26 protein-coding genes are annotated in these 26,030 nt (G+C 71.2%); 8 read left to right on the top strand and 18 right to left on the bottom strand.

Features of this window, described 5'->3' with window-relative positions; translation table 11 throughout:
- Positions 1-114: 114 nt before the first annotated feature.
- The 5 genes from ISP_RS32900 to ISP_RS32880 all read right to left on the bottom strand — a co-directional run bounded on the left by ISP_RS32900 (position 115) and on the right by ISP_RS32880 (position 6,089).
- The gene (locus ISP_RS32900) at positions 115-771 is read right to left on the bottom strand and encodes a hypothetical protein (RefSeq protein WP_013228196.1); all 657 of its coding nucleotides are present in this window, start codon (positions 769-771) and stop codon (positions 115-117) included.
- A 474-nt stretch (positions 772-1,245) separates the two neighbouring features.
- A complete protein-coding gene (locus ISP_RS32895) occupies positions 1,246-2,676 on the bottom strand; it encodes a glycoside hydrolase family 43 protein (protein WP_013228195.1) in 1,431 nt (476 codons plus the stop codon).
- Between the two features lie 67 nt (positions 2,677-2,743).
- A complete protein-coding gene (locus ISP_RS32890; protein WP_013228194.1) occupies positions 2,744-4,522 on the bottom strand; it encodes a DUF1996 domain-containing protein in 1,779 nt (592 codons plus the stop codon).
- A gap of 263 nt (positions 4,523-4,785) precedes the next feature.
- Positions 4,786-5,514 (bottom strand): cupin domain-containing protein, encoded by a 729-nt coding sequence (locus ISP_RS32885; protein WP_013228193.1) that lies wholly within the window; start codon positions 5,512-5,514, stop codon positions 4,786-4,788.
- Between the two features lie 17 nt (positions 5,515-5,531).
- On the bottom strand, positions 5,532-6,089 hold the full coding sequence (locus tag ISP_RS32880) for a TetR/AcrR family transcriptional regulator (protein ID WP_013228192.1): 558 nt from the start codon (positions 6,087-6,089) through the stop codon (positions 5,532-5,534).
- Between the two features lie 104 nt (positions 6,090-6,193).
- Between ISP_RS32880 and ISP_RS32875 the strand changes: the two genes are divergently transcribed.
- Positions 6,194-6,571, top strand: coding sequence for a DoxX family protein (locus tag ISP_RS32875; protein WP_037373980.1), 378 nt, complete (start codon positions 6,194-6,196; stop codon positions 6,569-6,571).
- Positions 6,572-6,585: 14 nt separating this feature from the next.
- The gene (locus ISP_RS32870; protein WP_013228190.1) at positions 6,586-7,458 is read left to right on the top strand and encodes an RNA polymerase sigma-70 factor; all 873 of its coding nucleotides are present in this window, start codon (positions 6,586-6,588) and stop codon (positions 7,456-7,458) included.
- A 291-nt stretch (positions 7,459-7,749) separates the two neighbouring features.
- Here ISP_RS32870 and ISP_RS32865 read toward each other — a convergent pair whose 3' ends face one another.
- The 7 genes from ISP_RS32865 to ISP_RS32835 all read right to left on the bottom strand — a co-directional run bounded on the left by ISP_RS32865 (position 7,750) and on the right by ISP_RS32835 (position 14,302).
- Positions 7,750-8,571: a hypothetical protein gene (locus ISP_RS32865; RefSeq protein ID WP_013228189.1), complete on the bottom strand. Its 822-nt coding sequence runs from the start codon at positions 8,569-8,571 to the stop codon at positions 7,750-7,752.
- On the bottom strand, positions 8,568-9,197 hold the full coding sequence (locus ISP_RS32860) for a hypothetical protein (protein ID WP_013228188.1): 630 nt from the start codon (positions 9,195-9,197) through the stop codon (positions 8,568-8,570). Before ISP_RS32860 ends, ISP_RS32865 begins: the two co-directional genes overlap by 4 nt.
- 21 nt (positions 9,198-9,218) lie before the next feature.
- Positions 9,219-10,169, bottom strand: coding sequence for a hypothetical protein (locus ISP_RS32855; protein ID WP_013228187.1), 951 nt, complete (start codon positions 10,167-10,169; stop codon positions 9,219-9,221).
- Between the two features lie 312 nt (positions 10,170-10,481).
- A complete protein-coding gene (locus ISP_RS32850; RefSeq protein WP_013228186.1) occupies positions 10,482-11,039 on the bottom strand; it encodes a GTP-binding protein in 558 nt (185 codons plus the stop codon).
- A gap of 16 nt (positions 11,040-11,055) precedes the next feature.
- Positions 11,056-11,427 carry a DUF742 domain-containing protein gene (locus ISP_RS32845; RefSeq protein ID WP_013228185.1) on the bottom strand — a complete coding sequence of 124 codons (372 nt, stop codon included), beginning with the start codon at positions 11,425-11,427 and terminating at the stop codon, positions 11,056-11,058.
- Positions 11,424-11,849 carry a roadblock/LC7 domain-containing protein gene (locus ISP_RS32840; protein ID WP_013228184.1) on the bottom strand — a complete coding sequence of 142 codons (426 nt, stop codon included), beginning with the start codon at positions 11,847-11,849 and terminating at the stop codon, positions 11,424-11,426. The genes ISP_RS32845 and ISP_RS32840 overlap by 4 nt, the downstream gene beginning before the upstream one ends.
- 53 nt (positions 11,850-11,902) lie before the next feature.
- A complete protein-coding gene (locus tag ISP_RS32835) occupies positions 11,903-14,302 on the bottom strand; it encodes a sensor histidine kinase (RefSeq protein WP_013228183.1) in 2,400 nt (799 codons plus the stop codon).
- A 521-nt stretch (positions 14,303-14,823) separates the two neighbouring features.
- On the opposite strand from ISP_RS32835, the gene ISP_RS32830 reads away from it, so the two are divergent.
- Together ISP_RS32830 and ISP_RS32825 are read left to right on the top strand one after the other, a co-directional pair.
- Positions 14,824-16,242, top strand: coding sequence for a fatty acid desaturase (locus ISP_RS32830; RefSeq protein ID WP_013228182.1), 1,419 nt, complete (start codon positions 14,824-14,826; stop codon positions 16,240-16,242).
- A gap of 1 nt (position 16,243) precedes the next feature.
- On the top strand, positions 16,244-16,870 hold the full coding sequence (locus ISP_RS32825) for a TetR/AcrR family transcriptional regulator (RefSeq protein ID WP_013228181.1): 627 nt from the start codon (positions 16,244-16,246) through the stop codon (positions 16,868-16,870).
- A gap of 19 nt (positions 16,871-16,889) precedes the next feature.
- Here ISP_RS32825 and ISP_RS32820 read toward each other — a convergent pair whose 3' ends face one another.
- The 4 genes from ISP_RS32820 to ISP_RS32805 form a co-directional block, all read right to left on the bottom strand.
- Positions 16,890-17,720 (bottom strand): haloalkane dehalogenase, encoded by an 831-nt coding sequence (locus ISP_RS32820; RefSeq protein ID WP_013228180.1) that lies wholly within the window; start codon positions 17,718-17,720, stop codon positions 16,890-16,892.
- A gap of 10 nt (positions 17,721-17,730) precedes the next feature.
- Positions 17,731-18,168, bottom strand: coding sequence for a MarR family winged helix-turn-helix transcriptional regulator (locus tag ISP_RS32815; RefSeq protein WP_013228179.1), 438 nt, complete (start codon positions 18,166-18,168; stop codon positions 17,731-17,733).
- Positions 18,169-18,242: 74 nt separating this feature from the next.
- The gene (locus tag ISP_RS32810) at positions 18,243-19,442 is read right to left on the bottom strand and encodes a kynureninase (protein WP_013228178.1); all 1,200 of its coding nucleotides are present in this window, start codon (positions 19,440-19,442) and stop codon (positions 18,243-18,245) included.
- Positions 19,443-19,458: 16 nt separating this feature from the next.
- Complete coding sequence (locus tag ISP_RS32805) at positions 19,459-19,830, bottom strand: DUF5997 family protein (RefSeq protein ID WP_034285721.1); 372 nt, start codon at positions 19,828-19,830, stop codon at positions 19,459-19,461.
- Positions 19,831-19,872: 42 nt separating this feature from the next.
- Here ISP_RS32805 and ISP_RS32800 point away from each other — a divergent pair, with 42 nt between their 5' ends.
- The gene (locus tag ISP_RS32800; protein ID WP_013228176.1) at positions 19,873-20,598 is read left to right on the top strand and encodes a LysR substrate-binding domain-containing protein; all 726 of its coding nucleotides are present in this window, start codon (positions 19,873-19,875) and stop codon (positions 20,596-20,598) included.
- A gap of 22 nt (positions 20,599-20,620) precedes the next feature.
- Here the strand turns inward: ISP_RS32800 and ISP_RS32795 are convergent, their stop codons facing one another.
- Positions 20,621-20,902: an early set domain-containing protein gene (locus ISP_RS32795; RefSeq protein WP_013228175.1), complete on the bottom strand. Its 282-nt coding sequence runs from the start codon at positions 20,900-20,902 to the stop codon at positions 20,621-20,623.
- A gap of 205 nt (positions 20,903-21,107) precedes the next feature.
- Here ISP_RS32795 and ISP_RS32790 point away from each other — a divergent pair, with 205 nt between their 5' ends.
- Complete coding sequence (locus ISP_RS32790; RefSeq protein ID WP_013228174.1) at positions 21,108-21,623, top strand: hypothetical protein; 516 nt, start codon at positions 21,108-21,110, stop codon at positions 21,621-21,623.
- 52 nt (positions 21,624-21,675) lie between these two features.
- On the top strand, positions 21,676-21,843 hold the full coding sequence (locus tag ISP_RS32785) for a hypothetical protein (protein ID WP_014467449.1): 168 nt from the start codon (positions 21,676-21,678) through the stop codon (positions 21,841-21,843).
- Positions 21,844-21,934: 91 nt separating this feature from the next.
- Here ISP_RS32785 and ISP_RS32780 read toward each other — a convergent pair whose 3' ends face one another.
- Positions 21,935-22,735 carry an SdrD B-like domain-containing protein gene (locus ISP_RS32780; RefSeq protein WP_013228173.1) on the bottom strand — a complete coding sequence of 267 codons (801 nt, stop codon included), beginning with the start codon at positions 22,733-22,735 and terminating at the stop codon, positions 21,935-21,937.
- A gap of 209 nt (positions 22,736-22,944) precedes the next feature.
- On the opposite strand from ISP_RS32780, the gene ISP_RS32775 reads away from it, so the two are divergent.
- The gene (locus ISP_RS32775; RefSeq protein WP_013228172.1) at positions 22,945-25,941 is read left to right on the top strand and encodes an AfsR/SARP family transcriptional regulator; all 2,997 of its coding nucleotides are present in this window, start codon (positions 22,945-22,947) and stop codon (positions 25,939-25,941) included.
- Positions 25,942-26,030 lie beyond the last annotated feature (89 nt).

Genomic DNA, 26,030 nt, shown 5'->3' with positions numbered 1-26,030 from the left:
GGGCCTCGGTCGCTTCTTTTTCCCCCGCGGTTTGGCCGGGTCTCGCCTGGGGGGGGGGGGGCGGGGGGGGGGGCGGGCCCCGGCCCCCCCGGCGCCCCCCCCCACCACCGATGATCAGAGGTAGATCGAGACATCAGGATGGCCGGAGACGCAGATCGTGCCGTCGATGAGTGTCGCGCCACCGTTGTAGACGTAGTCGTAGGTGTAGCCGTGCTGGGTCAAACCGAGCCAGACGTGGGTGGCCTTGTCGTCGAAAATCGCTCCGTCGTAGGTCTGGTGCGACGTTCCGTTCTGGTCGCTGAGCAGGACGTCCCAGATCCAGAAGTAGGCGATCGTGGGAGTGTTGCTGAACCCGCTGACGATCCCGACCTGGTCGGTGCCGGTCTGGGCGACGCGGATCCAGGAACGGCCGCAGTTCCCCCAGACCTCATTGTAGTCGGTGTTGGCGGCTGCCGGTCTCGCCTGCCGTTCGGGCCCGGCGGCGCTCTTGGCCGGCTGCGGGTGCACGATCAGGCTCTTGGGTAGTTTCGACTGCGGGTCGATGGGGACCGACTGCTGGTCGCCGTTGGCGTAGGTGACGATCCGGTAGCCGTGGGCCTTGGCGACGGCCTCGTCGAAGCCGGTCGCGTGCATCCCCATCTGTGTCTCGTGCGTCGTGCCCGGCAGCGGTGCGGCGAACGCGGCCGAGGGGCCGCCGAGCACGCCCAGGGCCAAGGCGAGCGCGGACGAGACGATCACGGCAATCCGGGCCGGCTTTCGGTTCATGGTCATTTTTCAGTGCACCTTTCTTGTTGTTTCACCTCTTGGAGAGAAGTGCCCGCAATGCACCACTGAGCCCAGGTGAAGGCACCGTGGCGTTTCACGGCGCGAATGAGCGACGATTACCGGGATATCCCGGTTGTCGAGCCGTGACGGCTCGCCGAAAGTTCACGCCCAGTGTCGCGCGCCGGTTCGTGCCGGCGCGATGACGAGCGGCGATGTCGGAACGGCGATTATCGCCGCGACAAAAGAAGAAAGTTCCCCACAGGACCCCCCCGGGTGTATCTGTCCCCATTCAAGCAGTCTCGACTTTAGGGTATTAGAACCAGAGGTGTCAACCCCCTGTGTCATTGTTGGATGATTCGTATCAATGATGAAAAAATCGCTGTAATGCAGGGCATCGCCTGCTGGATCCGGCGTCAAGCATCGGGCGAGGAGGACAAACGTCGACCGCGGCGCCCTGGACGCGCCGGCCGACGTCGCCGCCTACCTCCCGGTCGAGTACCGGAATTCGTGCAGGGGCACGGATCCGGCGAGGACCTCCACGCCGATCATGCGGCCGGTGAACCCCGCGGCGACCTCTGTGGACAGATAACGTCCGTCGAACGCGCCGAGGACCTGGTCCTCCTCGCCGAGCACGGACAGCTCGATCAGGTCCGGCTCGGTGACTTCCCGGAACGGGCCGGAAGCGGGCGGCCTCCGCGCCCGGATCCGCAGAACCACCACAGGACCGGCCGCGACGGTCGTGACCACCTCGCGGGCCGGGCCGATGGCGAGCGTCGCCGTGACAGTTGAACCGTCGGCCGTGAGGCCGTACCAGTGCCTGTCGTCGATGCGCACGACGAACCTCGCCGTCCCCGAAGACACGTCGAGGCGCGCCACCGCCGTCCAATATTCGTCGAGGGCGCGGGTCAGCAACGTCCGCGTGAGGACCAGCTCGCCCGGTCCGGTCCACCGGGTGACGGGCGCGGCGCCGGGGGCCACCCAGCGCGGGTGCAGTTCGGCGCTCGCGAAGCCGTCCGTGAAGCTGTGGTCCTCCGGCGAGACGCGGTACCGGTCTTCGATCACCACGGGCCAGCCGTCGACCCAGTCCACGCCGGCCAGGAACGTCTCGCGGCCGTTGACGTGGAACTGCGGTGTCTTGCCGCGGGGGCGGACGCCCAGGTGGACCATCGCCCAGCTGCCGTCGGCGCACTCGACCAGGTCGGCGTGGCCGGTGTTCTGCACCGGGTGCGTGGTGCTGCGGTGGGTCAGGATCGGGTTCGCGGGTGCGGGCTCGTACGGGCCGTCGATGGCCCGGGCGCGCGCGATCGTGACGGCGTGACCGCGTTCCGTGCCGCCTTCGGCGAGCAGCAGGTACCACCAGCCGTCGACGCGGTACAGGTGCGGGCCCTCGGGTGCGGCCAGGCCGGTGCCGTTCCACAGCGGCCGCGGCTCGGCGAGCATCGCGCCCGTCGCCGGGTCGATCGGCACACTGGTGATGCCCGGCCGTTCCGGCCGGAACGACGCCCAGGTGAGGTGGCAGCCGCCGGCGTCGTCCCAGCAGAGGTCCGGGTCGATGCCGTCGGTGCCGGGCACGTGGACCGGGTCGGACCACGGCCCGGCCGGATCCTCCGCCGTCACGATCAGGTGCCCGCGGTGGGCTTCCAGGATGTTCGTGGTGACCAGGTGGAAGCGGCCGTCGTGGTGCCGCAGCGTCGGCGCGAAGATGCCGGTGTCGGCGGCGCCTTCGCCCGGCGGCAGCTGGCTCGGCCGGGTCAGGGCGTGGCCCACGAGCTCCCAGGAGACGAGGTCGGTGCTGCGCCGGATCGGGACGCCCGGCACGTACTCGAAGCTCGAGTTCGCCAGGTAGTACGTGTCGCCGACCCGGCAGATCGACGGGTCGGGGTGGAATCCCGGGACGATCGGGACCGTCATCGGTGGCTCCTCACGGGTGCCCGCCGCGGGGATGGCGGCGGCGGGCACCCGTGCCGGGGCGCCCGGGTCAGGCGTTGCAGGTCTTGTTGCGGTTGATGCAGTTGACGACCTGGTTCATGATGCTCTGCGACATCACGTTGGCGAAGTCGTCGTGGTCCGACAAGGGATTGTGCTTCTCGGACGGGAACGAGTCCACTTTGTACTGCTTCTTGACCTGGATGTCGTGCGGGATGTCGTAGACGAGCGTGATCCGCAGCTGCGGCACCGCCTTGAAGCCGGCGCCGCAGCGGCCCGCCTTGTCCGGGAACACGATGTGCGTGCGGTGGTTGGCGCTGTCGGTGTTCTTGCCGTCCCAGCAGCTCGGGAAGTTGTGGATCCGCTCGACCTTGCTGCCATCGGGGCAGATCGGGTACTTGTCGGTCAGCCGGTTTTCGAAGCCGGTGCAGGTCCACGCCGCCCGGGTGTTCTTGGCGCCGTTGATGGACGGCTTGGCGTCACCGGTGAGGGCGCGCAGGAACTTCGGCATCGCGACGACCTGGCCCGCCGCGCTGCCGCGGAAGGTGATGCCGACCTTCGCCGGGCGCTGGATCTGGCCGTCGTTGTCCGGCAGTTCGTTGTTGGCGTCCGGGCCGGGCAGCGGCTTGGCCGTCGCACCGCCGTTGTTCCCGTTGTTGCCGGCGTTGCCGCCGCCCTGGCCGAGGTTGCACGGGGCGAGGGCGTCGAGGCCCTGGGGTTTGGCGGCGGTGCGGCCGATGGCGATGGCCATCCGGTCGATGGTGGCGACGCGCTTGTCCTTGAGCGGTCCGAGGATGGCGTTCTGGACGAAGTTGGGGCCACCCTGGCCCTGCGTGCTGACCAGCCGCTGGTTCGCCTCCTGGATCTGCGTGTTCAGCAGCTGCAGGTTGCGGTCCACTTCGGCCTTGGCCGACGCCGGGACGTTGGGGAGCTTGCTCGCCACGTCCGGGCAGGTGATCTGCTGCGCCGCGCCGCCGGGGGCGCCGCCGCCGTTGCTCGCGGGGTTGCCGCCGGTGCCGGCCTGCTCCTTGAGCGCGCACGGGGCGAGGGCGTCGAGGCCCTGGGGTTTGGCGGCGGTGCGGCCGATGGCGATGGCCATCCGGTCGATGGTGGCGACGCGCTTGTCCTTGAGCGGTCCGAGGATGGCGTTCTGGACGAAGTTCGGGCCGCCCTGGCCCTGCGTGCTGATCAGCCGCTTGTTGGCCTCGTCGATCTGCGTGTCGAGCAGGTCCAGGTTGCGGTTCACCTCGGCCATCGCCGAGTCGGGGACGTCGGGCAGGCGGCTGGCGACGTCCGGGCAGCTGATCACCGGGGACGCGGCGTCCTGGGCCGCCTTGTCGCGGTCGCCGTCCGCCGGCTTCGCCGGCGGGTTCTTCTCGTTGTCACCGGTGTCGATGCGCACCACCGGCCAGAAATAGGCGGACTTGTCCCCGTTTTTGCAGGTGGTACCGGCGGCGTCGAGGCTCTTGTTGTTCGAATCCGCGTTCGACGAGAGGTTGCCGACGTAGTCGTGCAGGTGCTGGGCGCCGTTGCGGATCCCGGGCTGGGCGACGAAGTTGTCCGGGTTGAAGTGCTGGTTTTCGTTGCGGCCGCAGTTCACGGTGAAGGTGCCGGTGGTCGCGCCGCGGGCGTTCGCGGGCTCGGCGTTGTTCGGGGCGACCTTGAGGATGTCGATGTAGAGGGCCGGGTCGGCCTCGTCGGCGCTGGCCTGGCCGGGGTCGCCGAACGTCGTCGACACCGCGATCCCGCCGGCGGCGACGGCCAGCGCGAGGACACCGGTGGCGATCTTGGTTCGTCGGGAGATGCGGTGCTTTCCGGTGTTTCCGGGCATGAAGGGACTCCGTGGGGTTCAAAGGGGAAGAGATTCCACTGGCCCGACACCAGTGGGCGGTTCTCTGTTAGCGATAACAATGCTCGCCTTGTGGAGAATTAACCGATTCTTTCCGGGAGATCAACGAGGAGCGAGCACGGCGTAATCGTGACCCGCGCGCGCCCCGTTGTCCAGAGCTTTGTCCCGTGAGGAAAGAGTTCGGAAATGTGGTGAACCGCAGTGAACCGGGAGCCGTGTACCCAGGTGAGGCGTGGAGTGCGGGATCAGCTGTCCAGCACGGTCAGGCTCGGCGTTTCGCCTGGTCCGACGGGGAAGTAGGCGAGGAACGTGACGCCGTCGCCCTGGGCGTCGAACCGGGCGATCCGGATCGATTCCGGTTCGTAGAAGACGTCGCCGGGCGTGAGCACGGATTCGGGCTCGCCGTCGACCTGGTAGACGGCCGAGCCGGTTTCGATGCTGCCGAACACCGGTCCGTTGTGGACGTGCAGGCCGGGCTGTTCGTCCGGGGCGATGGTGATGCGGCGGACCTCGACGTGGTCGATCACGCGGGGCGCCGGGAGCCGCTGGTCCAGCAGCAGCGTGCGGGTGACGGCCGGGACGGCGGCGGGTTCGCCCGCGCCCACCGGGTCGCCGAGCTCGGTCGGGGTGCCGTCGGCGGGGAGTTCCTCGATCGCCAGGTGGGTCAGCGGCGTCGTGTCGGTGGCGCCGTGCCAGTGCCACTCGCCGGCGGCGACGCGGACGGTGTCGCCCGGCCGGATCAGCCGCGCCGGGCCGCCGCGGCGCTGGACGTACCCGGTGCCCTCGGTGACGACGAGGACCTGGCCGAGCGGGTGCCGGTGCCAGTGGGTGCGGGCGCCGGGGGCGAAGTGGACGCGGTCCACCCGGGTCCGGGACGGGCCCTCCGGGACGGCGAGCGAGGTGATCCACGCGCTGCCGGTGACCGCCTCGGCGGGGGCGGCGGTGCTGGTGGCCGGAACGGGGCGGACGTGCACTTCGGTCCTCCTGGGGTTCAGTGGGCGGCGAGCAGCGCGAGCACGCCGGAAACGGCCTGGTCGAACGGCTCGGGGGAGTCCGCGGCGCGGGCCAGCACGTAACCGCCCTGCAGGACGGCGACGATCGTGGCGGCGAGGGCGGTGGGGTCCAGGGTGGCGGGCAGTTCACCCGCGTCGCGGCCTTCGCCGAGGACCTCGGCCAGCCGGGCACGCAGGTGCGCGAAGGTCTCGTCCACCGGGGCGCGCAGGACCGGGTCGGCGACGATGTCGGGGTCCTGGGTGAGCCGGCCGATCGGGCAGCCCCGGAGCACTTCGCGCTCGCGCCGCAGGTAGGCGGTGATGCGCTCGACGGCGGTGCCGGGTGAGCGCAGCTGGGCGTCGGCGGCGGCCAGCAGTTCCTCGGCGGTGCGCCGCACGGCGGCCAGGGCGAGGTCCTTCTTGCCGGCGAAGTGGTGGTACATGCTGCCCTGGCCGGCGCCCGCCCGCCGCTGGATGGCCTTGGGGCTGGTGCCGACGTAGCCGCGTTCCCACAGCAGCTCGCGAGTGCTTTCGACGAGCTGGTCCCGAGTTCCCATGAGGCCTGACTGTACATACTAGTAGGTACAGAATCAATGCTGTCACAAGTTCTCCCCGGGCGGTGTCTTGAGGCCGCACACAGACAGTTCGAGAGGAGAAAGTCATGGATCTGGCACTGTGGATCGGGGCCGGCCTGCTCGCCGTCGTGGCCCTGACCGGAGGCGTCAGCAAAGCGTTCGTGCGCCAGGAGAAGCTGGCCGCGGCCCCGGGTGGCGAATGGACGGCCGACGCCGCTCCCGGCTTCGTCAAGGGCCTCGGCGCGCTGGAGCTGCTCGCGGCGCTCGGCCTGGTCCTGCCCGCGGTGACCGGGATCGCGCCGGCGCTGGTGCCGGTGACCGCCGTCTGCTGGGTGCTGCTGATGGTGGGTGCGATGATCACCCACGTTCGCCACGGCAGCGCCGCGTTCGGCCTGCTGAACCTGGCCTACCTGGCCGTGGCGGCGTTCGTCGCCTGGGGCCGGTTCGGTCCCTTCCCGGCATGAGCGGAGGAGAGGGCATGACCGAGGCGTTCGTCGCCCACCGGAACCTGCTGTTCACGGTCGCCTACGAGATGCTCGGCTCGGCGGCCGACGCGGAGGACGTCCTGCAGGAGACGTGGCTGCGCTGGGCCGAGGTCGACCAGTCGGAGGTGCGCGAGGAGCGCGCGTACCTGGTCCGCATCACGACCCGGCTCGCGCTCAACCGGTTGCGCACGATGAAGCGCCGCAAGGAGGCGTACGTCGGCCCGTGGCTGCCGGAGCCGTTGCTGACGACGCCGGACGTGGCCGAGGACGTCGAGCTGGCGGAGAGCGTGTCGATGGCGTTGATGCTGGTTCTCGAGACGCTGGCGCCGACCGAACGCGCGGTGTTCGTGCTGCGCGAGGTGTTCGACGTCGGGTACGGCGAAATCGCGGAAGCCGTGGGGAAGACCCCGGCCGCGGTCCGGCAGATCGCCCACCGCGCGCGCCGGCACGTCGATGCCCGACGTCCGCGCGAGGTGGTTTCGGCCCGGGAGACCCGGGCGGTGCTGGAATCCTTCCAGCGGGCGATCGAGGGCCGGGACCTGCAGGGGTTGCTGGATTTGCTGGCGCCGGACGTGGTGTTGATGAGCGATGGTGGCGGCGTGAAGCAGGCGGCCCTGCGCCCGGTGGCCGGGGCGGACAAGGTGAGCCGGTTCATCGTGGGCGGGATCGGCAGGACGGAGATCCAGGTGACCGGCGTGCCGGTGGTGGTGAACGGCAACCCGGCGTTGGCGCTGAACGTGGACGGGGTGTTCGACGGGATCATGGCGGTCCGCGTGGAGGGCGGCCGGATCAGCGGGCTGTACTTCGTGCGGAACCCGGAGAAGCTGACCCGGGTGGAGGCGGAGACACCGCTGACCCTGCGCTGAGGGGGAGGTGCCCCCGGTTCCCGTAACAGGGACCTACGCCCTGACCGAACGCACCGAGCCGGGCTGGATCCAGTCGCAGGCGCCGGCCCCCGTCTCCGTCGGGAACGGCGTGGGCGAAGCGCACTTCGGCGGGAACTACCGGCCGGCGGTACCGCCACCGCCGGGTTCGAGTTCACGCAGCGCAAAGAAGGGCCGCGCGGCCCGCGCTCGACGGCGGGAACGTCCGGATCCACTGAGTTCCCCCGAGGAAGGCCCGGCGGTGTGCTTCCCCGCACGCCGCCGGGAGCCGGGTCAGCCCAGGCGCTTGTCCCAGTCGAGGAACGCGTCGACCAGGTCCTCGGGCGCTCCGGAGGCGCGCAAGCGAGCGACCTCCGCCTCGATGTAGTAGCGGTACAACGGAACCAGCCCCGCCGCCAGCTCCGGCTCCGGCTCGGCCGGCTCCAGCGGGTGGCCGCCGCGAACTTCCCGCGCCAGGCGGACCAGCGACGCCGCCGGTGCGTCGGCCAAGCCCAGGTACCAGTCGATCGCTTCGTCGTTGTTCGCCGCGCGGCCCGTCGACGTCGTTCCCGAATACAGGAACCGGACCGGGAACAGCACCGCCTTCGTGAACCACACCTTGTCCACCAGCAGCCGCTTCGGCGCGCGGAACTCGGCCGTCACCTTGTCCGTCGCCAGGACCGCGATCGCGAAACCGGCGCTTTCCAGCAGCAGCTCGGACGCCGCCGGCCGGGCGATCTCGGCGCGGACGTCCGAACCGACCAGGACGCGGCCGTCGTCGGCCAGCTGCAGGCGGTCCAAGGCCGGGAAGCGGCCGTCGTCGCGGCCTTCGCGCAACGCCGGCAACGAAGCCCAGAACACCGAAAGCTTGCGGTGCAACGGGCTTCGCTCCTGCAACGCCGCCGTCGTGCTCTCGACCGCCGAGCGGTCGCCGTCGCCGATTTCGGTGAGGACCAGGGCCAGGTCGATGTCGCTCGCGGCCGCGGAGTAGCCGCCGTAGGACAGGCTGCCCAGCAGGTAGGCGCTGATCAGGCGCTCTCCCAAGGCTTCCTGGTAGGCCCGGGCGGCCTCGGCGGCGATTTCGCGGGCCGCGGCGGCCGGTTCGGTGGTCGTCATGCCGCCACCGTATCGCGGCGGGCGCACTCGGCGATGCGGTCGGAAACCACGCCGATCACCTGCCACGCCCGGTCCAGCACCGTGATCACCGCTTCCGGCGTCCAGTCGCCCCGCCGCCGGAGCACTTCGTAGCCCATTTCGAGGTGTTCGACGTCCGCTTCGTCGTGCAGCTCGAAGTACTCGTCGTCGGGGAACGCGCGCGTGCCGGCCTGGCTGAACACCAGGCTGCCGGCTTCGAGGGCCAGGTGGGCCAGTACCGCGCGCTGCACGCCGGGCAGGATCGCGAACTGGTCGACGAACCAGGACGCGCCCATCTCGATGACCGGGTCCCAGACCGGCTCCCGGTCGTCCGCGCGGCTGCGGGCCAGGATCCGGTCGTGGCCGACCTCTTCCGCCTGGTGCTCGCACGCGAGCGCGCGCAGCTCCGGGTCGCTCTCGAAGGTGACCCGGGCGCTGATCATCCGCTGGAACGCGTTCGACCACGGCTGCAGGTACGTCAGCACCGCTTTCTTGGTCTCGTCCGTGGTGTTCTCGTCGGTCAGCAGCCGGATCAGGTCCGACGCTTCGTACTCCCGTTGCCGCTGCTCGTTGTGGCGGGCGACGCGCTCGACGTCCTGCTCGGTCACGATCTGCTCCTTCACGGTGGACTATCCGAGATCGACGGGCGAGAGGGGGGAGGGCGGCGGCCGGTCGTAGACCGGGAGCCGGAAGTACGTGGTCACGTCGCCGTGCCGGCCCGCCGCGCGGAAGCTCACCAGTTCCAGGACGCCCCGGCTGCCGCTCAGCGGCCCCGGCGCCAGCGCGGCGGCGAGGGTGCGGAACCGGCCGGGGTCGACGCCTTGGCCGTGCAGCAGCGCGGCCGTGCGTTCCACGGCTTCGCGGTCGTCCGGCACGAGGGCGGGCAGCCGGAGGTACGTCGTGGACTCGGCGGCGCGGTCCACACCGGACCGGAACGCCAGGCAGCTCAGGGCCGCCTCGCCGGCCTCGGTGCCTTCGCCGGCCAGCGTCCGGTAGGCGGCTTGCGCTTGGCGGGCGTCGTGGTGCAGCGCCACCGCGGCGATGCGCTCGACCTCGGCCAGGCCGGCGTCGTGGTGGCGGTAGTAGATCTTCACGCGGGCTTGCGTGTCGTCGGTCAGGTCGACGGCGAAGAACTCGATCTCGCGGTCGCCTTCGACAGTTTCGATACGACGGCGGGTGTCGGCCCAGGCCGCGGCCAGGCCGAGCCGCGCCATCGCTTCGGTCACCGCGGCCTCGCGGTGCGCGTGCGGCCAGGAGTACAGCCCGAAGTACGTCTTGTGGACGACGCCCGACGGTGGCCGCCAGGCGATCGAATGCCACAGCGGCGCCGGTGACGGCCGGCCCGCGCGCGGGGTGAACGTCTCGCGGACGTGGTCGAGGCGCCGGGTGCGGAAAACGCTGTCACCAGGCCAAACCACCTCGTGGCCGAGGCTGTCGAACAGCACGCGCAGTTCCGGCTGCGCGCCGGACCAGTTGACCGACATCTCGGCCGGGAAGCCGTCGTCCGCCACATAGGACGGCTGGACGGGGACCGGGCCGATCCGCTCGTGCGCCCACGGCGGCAGCAGGGCCCGGAGCATCCGGGTGGTCCGGACGGACTGTTCGAGGGGGACGTCGAGCGCTTCGCACGCGGTCGACCACAGTCCGCACAGAAAGTCACCGAACAGACGACCCTCAGCCGGATAGTTTTCCCTTATATATTCAGGAAACTCCGGCTCACGACTCGTCACGAGCGGATGCTATCAGTTGGATGCTTGCTCAACTAAAAGTCTGCACCCGGGTGGTCCAGTCAATTGCGCCATGTGGGTACGCCGGTGCCCGCCGCGGCCACGGAGGGCCACAGCGGACACCGGCGGTGTCCTGAGGGGACAAAAGCGGACAACGCGCAGGTCTCAGACCCGGGCGGCCGGCACCACGGTCATCGCGTGCTTGACGAGCCGGATCAGCGCGAGCTTGCTGGAATCGCGGTCACGTGCGTCACACATGACGATCGGCACACGGTCCGGGACGACCAGGGCTTCGCGGATCTCGTCGGCGGTGTAGCGCGGCGCGTTGTCGAAGCAGTTCACCGCGACGACGAACGGGATCTTCCGGCGTTCGAAGAAGTCGATCGCGGCGAAGCTGGTCTCCAGCCGCCGGGTGTCGACCAGCACGACCGTCCCGATCGCCCCGCGGGCCAGGTCGTCCCACATGAACCAGAAGCGCGCCTGGCCCGGCGTCCCGAACAGGTACAGCACGTGCCGCGGCGAGATGGTGATCCGGCCGAAGTCCAGCGCGACCGTCGTGGTCGTCTTCCGCTCGACACCGGACAGGTCGTCGACGCCGGCGCTCGCCTCGGTGAGCACCTCTTCGGTGGTCAGCGGCGGGATCTCGCTGACCGAACCGACCATCGTGGTCTTCCCCGCGCCGAAACCGCCCGCGATGATGATCTTGACCGGCGTGGGGACCATGTCCGCCCCCGTGCCGTCAGTACTTGATGAGGCCATCGAGAACCGCCTGGAGTGTTTCGAGGTCCGGCGCCTGCGCCGGGTTGTGGGAAGGTGAGCGCGTGATGACGAGGCCGCGTTCGATCAGGTCGCCGACGAGCACCCGCACGACCCCGAGCGGGATCTTGACGTAGACGGCGATCTCGGCGACGGACACCGGGTGGCGGCACAGCTGCACGATCGCCACGTGCTCCGGGCCCAGCCCGGCCGGCTCCTGCTCCGACCGCAGGGTCATCACCTGCGTGGACAGGTCCAGCCGCGCGGTGCCGGCCGGCGTCCGGCCGCTGGTGATCGTGTACGGCCGGACCAGGGGCCCGGCGGCTTCGTCGTACCAGCCGTCTTCGGCGGTCATGTGGCCTCCCGGAGCACCGACGCCGCTTCCCGCGGCGCGGACGCCATGTAGTCACCGACGCGCTTGACGAGCCGGCTCATCTCGTAGGCGATCATTTCGACGTCGACGTTGTCCGCGGCCAGCACCGCGAGGCAGGCACCCTGCCCGGCCGCGGAGACGAACAGGTAGCCGCGCTCCATCTCGATCATGTTCTGCAGCACCGGGCCGCGGTTGAACTGCTTGCTCACACCCTTGGCGAGGCTTTGCAGGCTGGAGGCGATGGCCGAAAGCTGGTCCGAGTCGTCCTTGCTCATCCCGGCCGACTTGCCGATCAGCAGCCCGTCGGCGGACAGCACGATGGCGTTCTGCGCGCCGACCACGCGGTTCACCATGTCGTCGAGCAGCCAGTTGAGATCGGGTTTGGGGCTCCCGTACTCGTTCATTCGACTTCAGACCCTGACTTTCCTGTGTGGACTTTCCGGTGGGTGGTCGGGGATTAGGAGTGGTCGTCCGGCCCGCCGCGCCCGCGGCGGGTGCCCTTGTGGAACGCCGCGAGCGTGCGCGCGGTGCCTTCCCCCGGCGCCACGACGTCGTCGGCGCTGTCGTCGGGTTCGTTCTCGAGCTGGGCGACGAGGTTCTGCTGCGGCTCCCGCCGGGGCAGCCGGGGCCGGTCGTCGGTCGGCTGCACGTCCGATGCCGGACTGATGACCGCCGGTTCCGGCGCCGCGGCCGGCACGGAGGGCAGGACGTCGGGCGGGGTGAGGGCACGAGCCGGGTACGGCCTCGGCTTGGTGTCTCGCTTCATCGGGATCTGACCGCTGAACGAGCTGGGCGTGTCCATCGTGCGGAGCGGGCTTTCTGCTGCTGCCTGCGGCGCCGGAGCGCCCACCGGGGCGAGAACCGCGGTGGTCTCCGCGGGGGAGGTCGCCTCGGCCGGGCCGCCGTCTTCGCCGGCCAGGTGCTGGGTGGGGATGAGGACGGTGGCGCGCAGGCCGCCGTAGCGGGACGGGTCGAAGGTGACGGTGATGCCGAGCCGGGCGGCCAGGCGCGCGACCACGAACAGGCCGAGGCTGGAGTCGGCCCGCAGCGCCATCGCGTCGAACTCGGGTGCTTCGGCCATCATCGCGTTGGCCCACTCGCGGACGGCGTCCTTCATGCCGAGCCCCTGGTCCGACACGTCGACGACGACACCGCGCGCGACCATCCGGCTGGTCACCTCGACCGGCGAGCCGGGCGGCGAGAACGACGTCGCGTTGTCGACGAGCTCGGCGACGAGGTGGATCGTGTCGGCCACCGCGGCGCCGACGATCGCGACGTCGGCCACCTGCTCGACCTGGACCCGCGCGTACTGCTCGGTTTCCGAGACGGCGGCGCGCAGCACCTCCATCAGCGCGACCGGCTTGCGCCAGCGGCGGCCGGGCTGCTTGCCGCCCAGGATGATCAGGTTTTCGGTGGTGCGGCGGGCGCGCGCGGCGAGGTGGTCGAGCTGGAACAGCGACGCCAGCTGCGTCGAGTCGTCCTCGCGCGCTTCCATCTCGTCGAGGATCTGCAGCTGCTGGTGGACGAGGACCTGGTTGCGGTGCGCGATGCCGAGGAACACGTTGTGCACACCGCTGCGGGCCTTGGCCTCACTCGCCGCGGCGTTGACCGCGGTCAGCTGGGCGACGTTGAACGCCTCGGCCACCTGCCCGATCTCGTCGCGGCCGTGGTCGAGCCGGGGGAGTTCTTCCTTCAGGTCGACGGCTTCGCCGTTCTTCAGCCGTTCCACGATGTCCGGCAGCCGGTTGCGGGCGAGGTCGAGGGAGTCGTTGCGCAGCCGCGCGAGGCGCGTCATCAGCGCGCGGTCGACGAGCGAGCGGGACACCCGCACCGCCACGATGATCGCCGCCAGCGACGCGAGCAGGGCCACGATGCTGCCGATGATGACGTTGCGCAGCTGGGCGTCACCGGAGTCGATCGCGGCGGCCGAAACCTTGTCCGCCTGGGTGATGGCGAGGTCGTTGAGGCTCTGGGCGACCTGGTTCGTCGCGTTCTCCCAGTCCGTTTCGGACACCGGCACGGACTTCTGCTCACCGGCGGACCACGGGCCGTGCTTGACCAGCGCCGCTTCGGCCGTCCCCAGCTGCCGCCACGCCGTGCTGGTGGTCAGCGCCTGGTACCGGTCGCGGACGCTCGCGTCGAGGAACGGCGCGATCTGCGTCAGCTGGGTCCGGTAGAGCCCGGACAGCTGCGCGAACTGGGCGAAGTCGTCGGGGGCGAACGTGCCGGCGGAGAAGGCCGTCGAGACCAGCGATGTCTCGCGCGACATCATGTCGCCGGCGCGGAAGACCGAGGTCGCCGTGATGCCGCCGGTCGCGGCTTCGGAGTCGGGGACGATCCGGGCCTGGGTGTCGAAGAGGTTGGACGCGGTGTCCATGACGCCGTTGTAGTAGCTGTTGACCTGAGCCCGGTCGATGCTGCGGAAGCTGATCTGCGAGCGCAGCACGGGCAGCTGGTCGAACTGCGACTTCAGCGCGTTCACCTTGGACGCGATCTCGTCCGGTGCGTTGGAGATGGTCGCGGCGAACGCGTCCTTCAGCTCGGAAAGCTTGGCGTCGGTGGCCTTCTGCTGCTGCTGGAGCCGGGCCGGCCCGAGCGCCGGGTCGTCGAGGTACTGCAGGGCGGTCTGGCGTTCCTTCTGGAACTCGGCCAGCGCGGTGGCGGCGGGGATCGAGACCTCGCGCACGGAAGCGGCGACCAGGCGGACGTATACGCCATTGAAGAGGAAGTACGACGAGACCGCGATCCACAGCACCAGCAGCGTCACGCTGGGAATGAGAACGGTCCTGGTCAGCCTTTTGCGGATCGACTTGTCGTACGGCTTGTCCGACTCGTCCCGGGGGTCTTTGTTCAGCACGGCGGTTCACGAACTCCTGAGTGACGGTCGGCGAGGAATGGGGACCCGGACGAGGAAGCGGACACGACGATGGGACACAGCGGCCGCCGTCACCCGTCTTCGCCTCACTCTCCGTGTTGCCGCAGAATCGATCAGGGTCCGTTTTTTACCATGAACCCCTGACACCGGGTCGGTGCGACCCGGCTTCCGGACACTCGTCCGCCCGGCGGCGAACAGCGTTTACTGTCTGCTCCGGGACGATTACCGGCATTTCCTCAGGTACTGGCGCTGTGGCTTATTTCCGGATGCCGATCGCTGGGCCGAACGGGTGAAAGTGAATTCCGCCGGTTCGGTGTGTGCGGTGGTTTGCGGGGGAGGAAAGAAGGGAACGGGCGGTGCCCGGAAGTCTCCCCTCTCCGCCGAGAGCCCGGCGTCGGGCGGTGACTACGACCGGTCTCGTCCGCTTTACAACGGACTCTTCGTTGTCAAACTGCTTGGACATCGACTATCGTCTTGTCCACTCAGCCGCCAAGGAGGGTGTGATGAGCGAAGCGATCGGGACCGTGCCCGCCGGCTCGACCGAGCTGTGGCGCGACCGCAAGCGGTACCTGTGGCTGATCGGCCTGGTCGTGCCGTCCCTGGCGTTCCTCGCCATCGGGCTGCACGCCGCCACCGGGTGGGGTGGCTTCTTCTGGATCGGGCCGGTCGTGATCCTCGTGCTCGTGCCCGGCATCGACCTCGTCGCCGGGCTCGACCGGAGCAATCCGCCCGACGACGTCCTCGCGCGGCTGGAGAACGACCGCTACTACCGCTGGATCACCTTCGCCTTCCTGCCCGTCCAGTACCTCGGCTTCGCCGCGGCGTGCTGGCTGATCGCGCGGGGCGAGCTCACCGTGGTGGACAAGATCGGGCTCGCCGTGTCGATCGGGTGCGTCGGCGGGATCGGCATCAACACCGCGCACGAACTGGGCCACAAGAAGGAAAGCCACGAGCGCTGGCTGTCGAAGATCGCGCTGGCGCAGAGCTGCTACGGGCACTTCTACATCGAGCACAACCGCGGCCACCACGTCCGCGTGGCGACCCCGGAGGACCCGGCGAGCAGCCGCGTCGGCGAAAGCTTCTACCGCTTCTGGCCGCGCACGGTGTTCGGCTCGCTGAAGTCGGCGTGGCGGCTGGAGCGCAAGCGCTACGCCCGGCGCGACCGGCACCCCTACCGGCTCGGCAACGACGTGCTCAACGCGTGGCTGATGTCCGCGGTGCTGTGGGCGTCGATGATCGCCTGGCTCGGCGCGGGTGTCCTGCCCTACCTCGTGATCCAGGCCGTCGTCGGGTTTTCGCTGCTGGAGGTCGTCAACTACATGGAGCACTACGGCATGCTGCGGCAGCGGGTCGGCGCCCCCGGGCGCCGCCGGTACGAGCGCGTCGATCCCAGTCACAGCTGGAACTCCAACAACATCGCCACGAACGTCCTGCTCTACCACCTGCAGCGGCACAGTGACCACCACGCCAACCCGACCCGCCGCTACCAGACGCTGCGCGACTTCGCCGAGTCGCCGGTGCTGCCCACCGGGTACGCCGGGATGATCGTGCTCGCGCTCGTCCCGCCGCTGTGGCGCCGCGTGATGGACCCGCGGGTGCTCGCCCACTACGGCGGCGACATCTCGCGCGCCAACATCCAGCCGGGCAAGCGGGCGAAAGTACTGGCCCGCTACGGAACCCGCGTCACCGCGGCCGCGCGCGAGGTCGCCGACACCCGCGGCGACGCCACCGAAGGCGGCAGGTGCCCCGGCTGCGGGTACGTCTACGACGAGCAGCGCGGCGACCCGCGGGAGGGCTTCCCGGCCGGCACGCCGTGGGCGGCGATCCCGGACTCCTGGTGCTGCCCGGACTGCGGCGTGCGCGAGAAGGTCGACTTCGTCGCGCCGGGGCGGGTGAGCCCGGCCGGGGGTGGCCCGACCTAGAATGGCGATCATGAGCGGGGCAGTTCCGGTGCCGGCGGAAGGTGGTCAGCACCGGCGGCCGATCATCGCCGCGGCGATCGAGCTGACCGCCCGGTCCGGCTGGCCGGCCGTCACGATGGCCCGGCTGGCCGAACTGGCGGGCGTCAGCCGTCAGACGGTGTACAACGAGATCGGCTCCAAGGCCGCGCTGGCCGAAGCGATGGTCGCGCACGAGCTCGGCCGGTTCCTCTCGGTGGTCGGCGCCGCCTTCGACCGCCACCCGGACGACCTGGTCGAGGCGATCTACGACGCCGTCCGCGCGGTCCTCGAGCTCGCCCACGACAACACGCTGCTGCGCGCGATCGTCTCGGCGACGCACGGCACCGCCCCCGAACTGCTCCCGCTGCTGACCACCGACTCGGGTGCGCTGCTCGCCCAGGCGAAGGCCGTGGTGGCCGATCGCGTGGCCGCCTACCGCCCACCGCTGGGCGGCGACCAGGTCGACGTGGTGATCGACCTGATCGTCCGCACGGTCCTCAGCCACGTCATGCAGCCGTCGGACACCCCGGCCCGCACCGCCGACGGCCTGGCGTGGGTCGCGGCGCGGGTCCTCGGGGTGACGGCGAACCCGCCGTTGCGGCACACGTGAGGTCTCTTCGGCGTGGCGGTCAGCGGAGGCCGTGCCGGTCCAGCCAGGCCGCGATTTCCGCGGCGATCTCCTTGGGCCGGTCTTCCTGGGCGTGGTGCCCGGCCTCCCCGCCGGCGACGACCTCCAGCCCGGCGATGTGGTCGGCGCACCACTGCGCCATTTTCTCGCCGATGAGCAGCGTCGGTGAGCCTTCGAACGTCAGGAGCAGCTTCGGGGTGCTCTCGCTGGTGGCCAGCCACTCGTCGTAGGCCTCGATCCGGGTGACCAGCTCGGCCGGGTCGCCGCCCAGCGGCAGCTGGCGCGCCCAGGCGAGCACCGGACGGCGGCTTTCGGGCGTCGGGAAGGGGGCGAGGTAGGCCGCCAGGTCGTCGTCACCGACCGGGGTGCGCACCCCGCCGGTGAACGCCTGGCGGATGAAGAGGTCCTGCGTCAGCACCATTTCCTCGCCGGCACCCGGCGTCCGGATCTTGCGCGACCGCTCGGCCGCCTGCGGCGTCAGGTCGTCCCAGGCCATGGGCTTGACGATGGTCTCGAAGAACGCGACCCCGCGGACCCGGCCGGGATTCCGGGCGGCCCAGTCGAAGGCGAGCGCGCCGCCCCAGTCGTGCCCGACGAGCACGACGTCGTCCAGGCCGAGCGCGTCGAACCAGGCGTCGAGGTGCTGGGCGTGGTCGGCGAAGGTGTACGCGATGTCCGGCTTCGGCGACCGGCCCATGCCGATCAGGTCGGGAGCCAGCAGCCGCCCGCCGCCGACGTGCGGGAGGACGTGGCGCCAGCTGTGCGACGAGGAGGGATTGCCGTGCAGGAAGACGATCGGGGTGCCGGTGCCGGTTTCTTCGTGGTGCAGCATGACTGTCCTTTCAGGACTCGAGTGGGGTGTCGAGCAGGAGGGTGAGCTCGCGCGCCAGCGCCGCGGTGCGGTCGCCGTGCCGGCCGCCGAGCGGGGCGAGGAGCCGGTCGAGCAGCTCGGCCACGGTGGCGATCGCCGGCTCGGTCACCTCGCGTCCGCGGGGGGTGAGGCGCAGCCGGACGGTCCGGGTGTCGGCCGGGTCGCGGGTGCGTTCGACGAGACCTTCGGCGTCGAGCGTGCGGGCGAGTTTGGAGACGTAGAGCGCTTCCAGGCCGGTGTGGTCGGCCAGCTCGCGCTGGCTCGGCCGCGCTCCGGCGCGCTCCAGCCCGGAGAGCGAGGACAGGAAGACGTACTGCGCGTGCGTCAGCCCGATCGGGGCGAGGGCGCGGTCCACGGCGACTCGCCACTTCGTGGAGAGCCGCCAGACGAGGTGACCGGGAGTGCTCATGCCAGAAACTGTACATGGCTACTAAGTACATGGCTACTATTTCCGCCAGCGAGAGCGAGCGGGTGCGGTGCGGGTCAGCCGGCCAGTTCGCGGATGCGGTCCATCGCGCGCCGGACCTCGGCGAAGCCGGTGGTGAGCGGGCTCAACCCGATGCGGATGCCGTCCGGACGGCGGAAGTCGATCAGCACGCCGTGCTCGATGAGGACGTGGGAAAGCCGTTCGGCGTCCGGGTGGCGGAGGGTGACGTGGCCGCCGCGGCGGTCGTCGTCGCGCGGGGAAGCGATCGTGAACCCGAGCGGGACGAGCCACGCGTCGGCGAGGGCGAGCACCCACCGGCCCAGTGCGACGGCCTTGGCGCGCACGCGGCCGATGCCCGCTTCCGCCAGCAGCGCCACGCCTTCCTGGACGCCCACCATGCCGAGCACCGGCGGCGTGCCCGACAGCGCCCGCCGGATGCCGGGCGCGGGCACGTACTCGGCGGCCATGCCGAACGTGTCGGCCGCGCCCATCCAGCCGGTGACGGGCTGGCCGAACGCCGCGTGGTGGCGCGCGTTGGCGTAGAGGAACGCGGGCGCGCCGGGCCCGGCGTTGAGGAACTTGTAGGTGCAGCCGACGGCGAAGTCGGCGCCGGCCGCGTCCAACTCGACGGGCAGCGAGCCGACGCTGTGGCAGAGGTCCCAGACGACGAGGCCGCCGTGCTCGTGCACCACCCGCGTGACGGCGGCCAGGTCGGTGATCGCGGCCGTCCGGTAGTCCACATGGGACAGGGTGACGACCGCGGTCCGCGGCCCGGCGACCGCTGCGACGTCTTCGCTCTCGGCCCACCGGACGGTGAGCCCGAGTTCGGCGGCAACGCTCTCGACGAGGAACCGGTCGGTGGGGAAGTTCGCGGTGTCGGTGACGATCTCGTCCCGCCCCGGCCGCAGCGCGGCGGCGGCCCGGAGCGTCTTGTAGAGGCAGACGGACGTCGAGTCGGCGACGATGGTCTGCCCGGGCGCGGCCCCGAGCGCGACGCGGCCCAGCTCGTCGCCGAGTTCTTCGGGGAGCGCGAGCCAGCGCTCCTCCCAGGCCCGGATGAGCCGCCCGCCCCACTCGTGCTCGACGAGCTCGCGCAGCCGCTCGGCGGTGGCCCGCAGCGGCCGCCCGAGCGAGTTCCCGTCGAGGTAGGCCACGACACCGGGATCGCCGATGGGCACGAACCGCTCGCGGAAGGCGGCGAGTTCGTCTTCGGCGTCGAGGCGGTCCGCTCGTGCGGGCGAGATGTCGGTCGTCATGTCCTCGTGGCCGGGCTCAGCCCTTGTTCTCCTTGACCCGCACCGTTTCCTTCCGCACCTCGGCCTGGGTGGCGCGCTCCCGCACCAGCCAGTCGGGGCTTTCCGCCTTGAGGGCGTCGATCTGCTCGGTGGTCAGCGGCTCGGTGATACCGCCGCGGGTGAGGCCGCCGATGGAGACGCCCAGCTTCGCCGCGACCACCGGCCGCGGGTGGGGGCCCGTGCGACGCAGCTCGCGCAGCCACTCGGGCGGGTCGGCCTGCAGCGCGTTCAGCTCGTCGCGCGTCACGACGCCCTCCCGGAACTCCGCGGGGGTGGCTTCGAGGTACACACCCAGCTTCTTCGCCGCGGTCGCGGGCTTCATCGTCTGGGCGGTCTTGTGCGACGTCATGCCGTCCAGGGTAGCCAGCGTCACTCCCGGTAACCTGACCCGGTGACCTCTTTCAAGCTCGCGTACGTCCCGGGAGCGACCCCCGCCAAGTGGGTGCGGACCTGGGGTGAGCGGGTGCCGGAGGTGCCGCTGACCCTCGTCCCGGTCGCCGCCGCCGACGCGGCGGGCCTGCTGCGCGCCCGGGAGGCCGACGCCGCGTTGCTGCGGTCCCCGATCGATCGGGACGGCCTGCACGCGATCCCGCTCTACACCGAGACGACGGTCGTCGTGGTCCCCAAGGATCACCTGATCGCGGCGGCGGACGAAGTGTCCACCGGCGACCTGGCCGACGAGGTCGTGCTGCACCCGCTCGACGACGCGCTGGAGTGGCCGGAACTGCCCGGCCGCGCGGCGGTTTCGCGGCCCGAGACGACGGCCGACGCGATCGAGCTGGTCGCCGCCGGGGTCGGGGTGCTCGTCGTCCCGCAGTCGATCGCCCGGCTGCACCACCGCCGGGACCTCACCTACCGGCCGGTCGAGGACGCGCCGCAGTCGAGCGTCGCGCTGTCGTGGCTGGAGGAGGAGACGACGGACCTGATGGAGCAGTTCATCGGGATCGTCCGCGGCCGGACGGTGAACAGCACGCGCGGTCGCTCGCCGGAACCGGCCGAACGCAAGCGCCCGGAGCGCAAGCCCGCCGCGGCGAAAGCGGCCAACGCGGTGAAAGCGGCCAAGCCGGTCCGGCGGAACGCGGGCGGGGGCGCGGGGAAGCGCCGTCGCCGAGCCTGAGCTATCGGCGCGGTCAGCGCCGTCAGGAGGTCGCGCAGACGCAGTTGCCGTCGGCGCGGTCGGGCAGGTCGGGGTCGTCGAACCAGTGCCCGTCCTCGCCGAGGTAGCGGAAGTGCAGGACCGTGCCCGGCGCCACGTCGACCGACGCCGACCGGCGGCCGTTGGACCGCGGCGTGAGGTGGTGGCGGCCGGGGGTCCAGTCGTTGAACGAGCCCACGACGCTCACCCGGCCGGGCGGTGCGCCGACCGGGAGGCTGAAGGTGACGCGCTGGGTGCCGCCCCGGCTCTTGCTGATCTTGATCACGTGTTCGGAGCCTTTCGCGGGGATGGTCGAGGGGCGTGCTCGGCACTGAGCGCCGACATGATGGCACACCTGTGACGATTTGGTCACGCCCAGTGCCCGATCGGGTTACGGCGCCGCTCAACGGTTCGCCACCGACCGGGTGGTCCTCGGGTGAACCATGATCATCTTGGGGTTGCTCGTGCGTGGCGGTGGGAAACTGACTGCCGTGACCGTCGTCGCTGATCGTCAAGTCAAGGACCCGTGTGCCTGGCTCAGCGCCGTCAACCACGAGCTCGCCGACGCCCATCCGGCCGACACGCGAGCGGTGCTCATGACGGTGTGGGACGGGCTGGTCGCCGCCCGGCTGGCCGGGCTGTACGCCGCGGCCGCTTCACCCCGCTGGCGGGCCAGACAGCGTCACGCCGAAGCGGTGGAGTTCGATCTCGCCGTGCAGCTGGCGCGGAACTGCACCATCGGCACCGGCCTGGCCATCCCGGCCCGGCTGCCGGGCGCCGCGGTCGCCTGGCCGGGGGAGCGGGCCGACGCGGCGGTCGCGGCGGTGGTTTCCTTCTGCGGCACGGCGGAAGCGATGCTGCGCCGGGCGGGTGAGCTGACGCCGGTGTGGGAGGACAGCCTGCTGGGCCCGGTCGCGCTGACCCGCTGGCTGGCGGACTGCTGGACGGGCCGGCACGCCGGCTGCCCGCTGCGGCTCCCGGTGCCCCCGCCGCCGTGGTGGCGCTGACGTGCGTGTCCGTCAGGTGAAGGCTGGTGCGAGGGGAGAGAGGAGGCCGGGAGTGGCCGACCCGTGTCCGAGACTCCCGGAGGCGACCCGCGCGGCGGTGCGCGCGCTCCTGCTGGCCGAGCTGACGGCGGCGGGCCGGCGCGCCCGAGCCGCGGGCTGCGCACCCGAGGTGCTGACGGCGGTGTTCGAGGCCCGGCGCCGTTCGGTCGAAGACGGCTGACCGGCGGCACGCTCGAGCGCACCGGTGGACGCATGAAGAAGGCCCGGTTCCCCCTCCCAGGGAACCGGGCCTTCCTTCCCCCCTCCGCCGGTCAGCTGGTGGTGAGCGTCGCCGAGCTGACGTCGTTGGCCGTGTTGGGGTCGGTGCTGCCGAACAGCCCCTTCCACACGGTGAACTTGATCTCGGCCGCGGACAGCGGCTTCTCGACGACCACCCGAGCGCCGACGAACTCGTACACACTCGGCGCGTGGCGGTCGTAGTAGAAGCCGGTGACCTTGCCGGCCGGCTCGGTCGAGTAGTACCCGGGCATGGTGCCGAGCCGGTCGACGACGCGCAGGCCGTCCGGCAGCGAGAGCTGGCCGCCGAACTGGTCGTAGACGTTGCCGTCCGGGTGCGCGGCCGCGACGATGTCGATCACTTCGCCGACCTTCGGGGCCGCGTTGCTGAGGTAGATCTTGTCGGCCACGTAGTCGACCTTGGCGGTGGCGAACCCGCTGTTCAGGTTCGTCACCCGCTGGCCGGCGGTCAGGACCACCGGGTTCCAGACCTTGCCGTCGGCGCCGCGGAACTGCGAGTCGCCACCCAGCCTCGTCCAGCCCTGGTTGGCCAGGAGGGAGCGGTCCATCGACTTCACCGTGTAGCTGCCCGCCGGGAGGTTCTTGAACTCGTAGTGCCCGCCGGCGTCCGAATACATGCCGGTGTTGGTGCCCTCGATGGACATCCAGTTGCCGCTGATGGCCGGCTCACCCGTGTCCCACAGGCCGTTGCTGTTGAGGTCGGACCACACGTAGCCGGAGATGGAGCCGGTTTCGTCGGCCAGGGCCGGACCGGCGAGGGCGAGCGGTGCGGCGATGGTGAGAGCGAGAGCGGCGAGGCGAGCGAGGTTCTTCATTTCGGTTTCCCCCTCGGGACTGGGTCTGCTGGTTGCGACAACGAGAACTCTGCCGGGGCGGTCTGCAGGGAACCTGCAGGTGGCTTTGGAGCTTTTCTGCAGGCTGCTGTGGCGCGAGGATCACAGGATCGTCACGGCGGGATGATCGGGACAACGGCACTGCGCGGTTTCCGTCTGTAGGTTGGGTTTCGTGGAGGGTGGGGGCGAACGTGGAATTCCGGCTGCTGGGCTCGATGGCGGTACTCGTTGCGGGCGAACAGGTCCCGCTCGGTGGCCCCAAGCCGCGCACGTTGCTGGCGGTGCTGCTGGTCAACGCCGGGCGCGTGGTGCCGGTCGACACCCTGATCACCGCGTTGTGGGGCGAGAACCCGCCGAACAGCGCTCGTTCGGTGGTCCACACGTACGTCTCCGCGCTGCGCCGGATGCTCGGTGACCGGGACGACGCGCTGCGCAGGCAGGCGCCGGGATACCTCCTCGACGTCGCCCCCGAGTCGATCGACCTGGTCCGGTTCGAGCGGGTGGTGAGCGCGGGCTGTCGAGCGCTCGCGGCCGGTGACGCGCAACGGGCCTCGGCGACCTTGACCGAGGCGCTCGGGCTGTGGAGCGGGCCCCCGCTCGGCGGAGCCGAGGGCGAGTGGGCGGAAACGGAGCGGACGAAGCTGGCCGAGGCCCGGCTCGTCGCGGTCGAAGCCCGGTTGGAGGCGGACTTCCGGCTCGGCCGCGCCGGCGCGCTGACCGGGGAGCTGACCGAACTGGTCGCCGAGCACCCCCTGCGCGAACCGTTGCGCGCCAAGCTGATCCTGGCGCTGCACCAGGCCGGCCGCCAGGCCGACGCGCTGGCCACCTTCCACCAGGCACGCCGGCTGCTCGACGACGAACTCGGGGTGGAACCCGGGCCCCAGCTGCAGGCGGCGTTCCAGACGGTGCTCGCCGAACCCGCCGGCGAAGCGGCAGCGCCGGCCGCGACGCTCAGACCGAGCCTGCTGCCCGCCACCATCTCGGACTTCACCGGCCGGCGCGAAGACGTCGACCACGTGCTGCGGGGATTGCGCCCGGCCGGCTCGGCCGCCCGGGTCTGCGCCGTCTCCGGCAAGCCGGGGTCGGGCAAGACCACGCTCGCCGTGCACGCCGCGCACCGGATCCGCGACCAGTACCCCGACGGTCAGCTCTACGCCACCCTCCACGGCAACCACCCCGAACCGGCCGACCCGGACGAGGTGCTCGCCCGGTTCCTGCACGCGCTCGGGGTGGCCGACGCGGCGATCCCGGGCGAGCCGGCGGAGCGTGTCGACCTGTACCGGTCGCTGCTCGCCGATCGCCGCGTGCTCGTGGTGCTCGACGACGCGGCAGGCGAAAAGCAGGTCCGGCCCTTGCTGCCGCCCGGTGGCGGCTGCGCGGTGCTGGTGACCAGCCGGGTCCGGCTGGCCGCGCTGGAGGGCGCCGCGCTGGTCGACCTGCACGAGCTGCGCGAGGAGGAAACCCTCGAACTGCTGGCCAAGCTGGTCGGGCCGCGGCTGGCGGCCGAACCGGAGGCCGCGCTGGAGATCGTGCGGCTGTGCGGGCACCTGCCGCTCGCGGTCCGCATCGCGGGCGCCCGGCTGGCCGCCCGGCCGGACTGGACGCTGGCCCGCCTGGCGCAGCGGCTGGGCCGGAAGCAGCGGCTGCTCAACGAACTCGTCCTCGGCGATCTGGAGGTTCGCGGCAGTCTCGCGGTGAGCTACGACGGCCTCGGCGAGCAGGAACGCGCCGCGCTGCGCCGCCTCGGCATGACGGGCGTCCAGGACTTCGCCGGCTGGCTCGCGGCTCCGCTGCTGGACGTCCCCGTCGCCGAGGCCGAAGACGTGATCGAGCGGCTGGTCGACGCGCAGCTGCTCGACCCGGCAGGCGCCGACGTCACCGGGCTGAGCCGGTACCGCATCCACGACCTGACCCGGGCGTATGCAGTGGAGTTGTGCGACGCCGAGGAGCCCGCCGGCGAAGTCCGCGCGGCGCTGGACCGGGTGGGCCGGGACGCGCTGACCCTGGTCCGCTCCGCGTCCGGCCGGACGCCCTCGCCGGAGGGCTCCGGGCGGCTCGACCACGCCACCGTCGAAGGCGTCCGCACCGATCCGGACGCCTGGTTCGAGGCCGAGGAGGAACTGCTGGTCGGCGTGGTCGAGCGGGCAGGCGAACTGGACCTGGTGCCCACCGCGGCCGCGCTGGCCTCGGCGCTGTCTTCGTCGACCTTCGCCGCCCGCAACCAGTTCCGCCAGTGGCAGCGCACCCACACCGCGGCGCTCGCCGCGGCCCAGCGGGCCGGCGACCGCGCGGCCGAAGGGCTGCTGCTGAACGGGATGGGGACGCTCTATTTCGAGCAGGACCGGTTCGACGAGTCGCTGGCGTACTACCACCAGGCGCTCGCCGCGTTCGAGGAGGTCGGTGACTGCCTCGGCCAGGCCCGGACCTGGCTGAGCCTGAGCTTCGTGCTGCGCGAGCGCGGCTCGTTCGCCGACGCCGAACGGGCGCTGACCGAAGCGGTCCCGGTGTTGCGGAGCGAAGGAACCGACGAGGAGCTGGCCCAGGCCGAGCACAACCTCGGCATGATCCTCACCGAATCCGGCGACCTGAGCCGGGCGGCGGACTCGGTGGCCAAGGCCCTCGCGCACTGGCGCGCGTCGGGCAACCGCCGTGGCGCGGCGCTGGCCCTGCGGTCGACGGGCATCATCCACCGCGCCGCGGGCCGCCTCACCGAAGCCGCCGACTGCTGCGCCCGGGCGGCGGCCGAGCTGCGCATCGTCGGCAGCCGGCTCGTCATCGCCTACGCCGACCAGGCGCTGGCGAAGGTCCGGATCCGCCAGGGCCGGGGCGAGGAGGTCCGTGCTTCGCTCGAGGAGGCCCTGATCACCTGCAACGAGCTCCAGGACGGCTTCGGTCAGGCGCTGGTGCTGCGCACCCTCGGCGAGCTCGACCTGGCGACGGGCGCCCCGGCGGCCGCCACCGCGCACCTGACCCGGTCCCTGGAGTGGTGGCAGGCACTGGACCTGCCGGTCTGGCAGGCCAGGACGCACCGAGACCTGGCCGTCGCGGCGGCGTTGTCCGGAGACGAACGCCGCGCGATCGCCTTGCGCGACAAAGCCCGCGCGGTGTTCGAGCGGTACGGCTGCCGCGAGGCCACCGAACCGCTGCCGCTGCCGTCGCCGCCGCACGCGTCTCACCGAGTTCGGTAGGGAATCCTCCGGCCGCCGGGGCACGCACCGAAGGCCGCCTTGGGACGCTCGCCGGCTCCGCGTGGCACTGCTCGGGCGCGGGTCGGTTG

The organism is Amycolatopsis mediterranei (genome assembly GCF_026017845.1).
Lineage (GTDB): Bacteria > Actinomycetota > Actinomycetes > Mycobacteriales > Pseudonocardiaceae > Amycolatopsis > Amycolatopsis mediterranei.
This window is presented reverse-complemented; position numbering and strand designations above follow the sequence as displayed.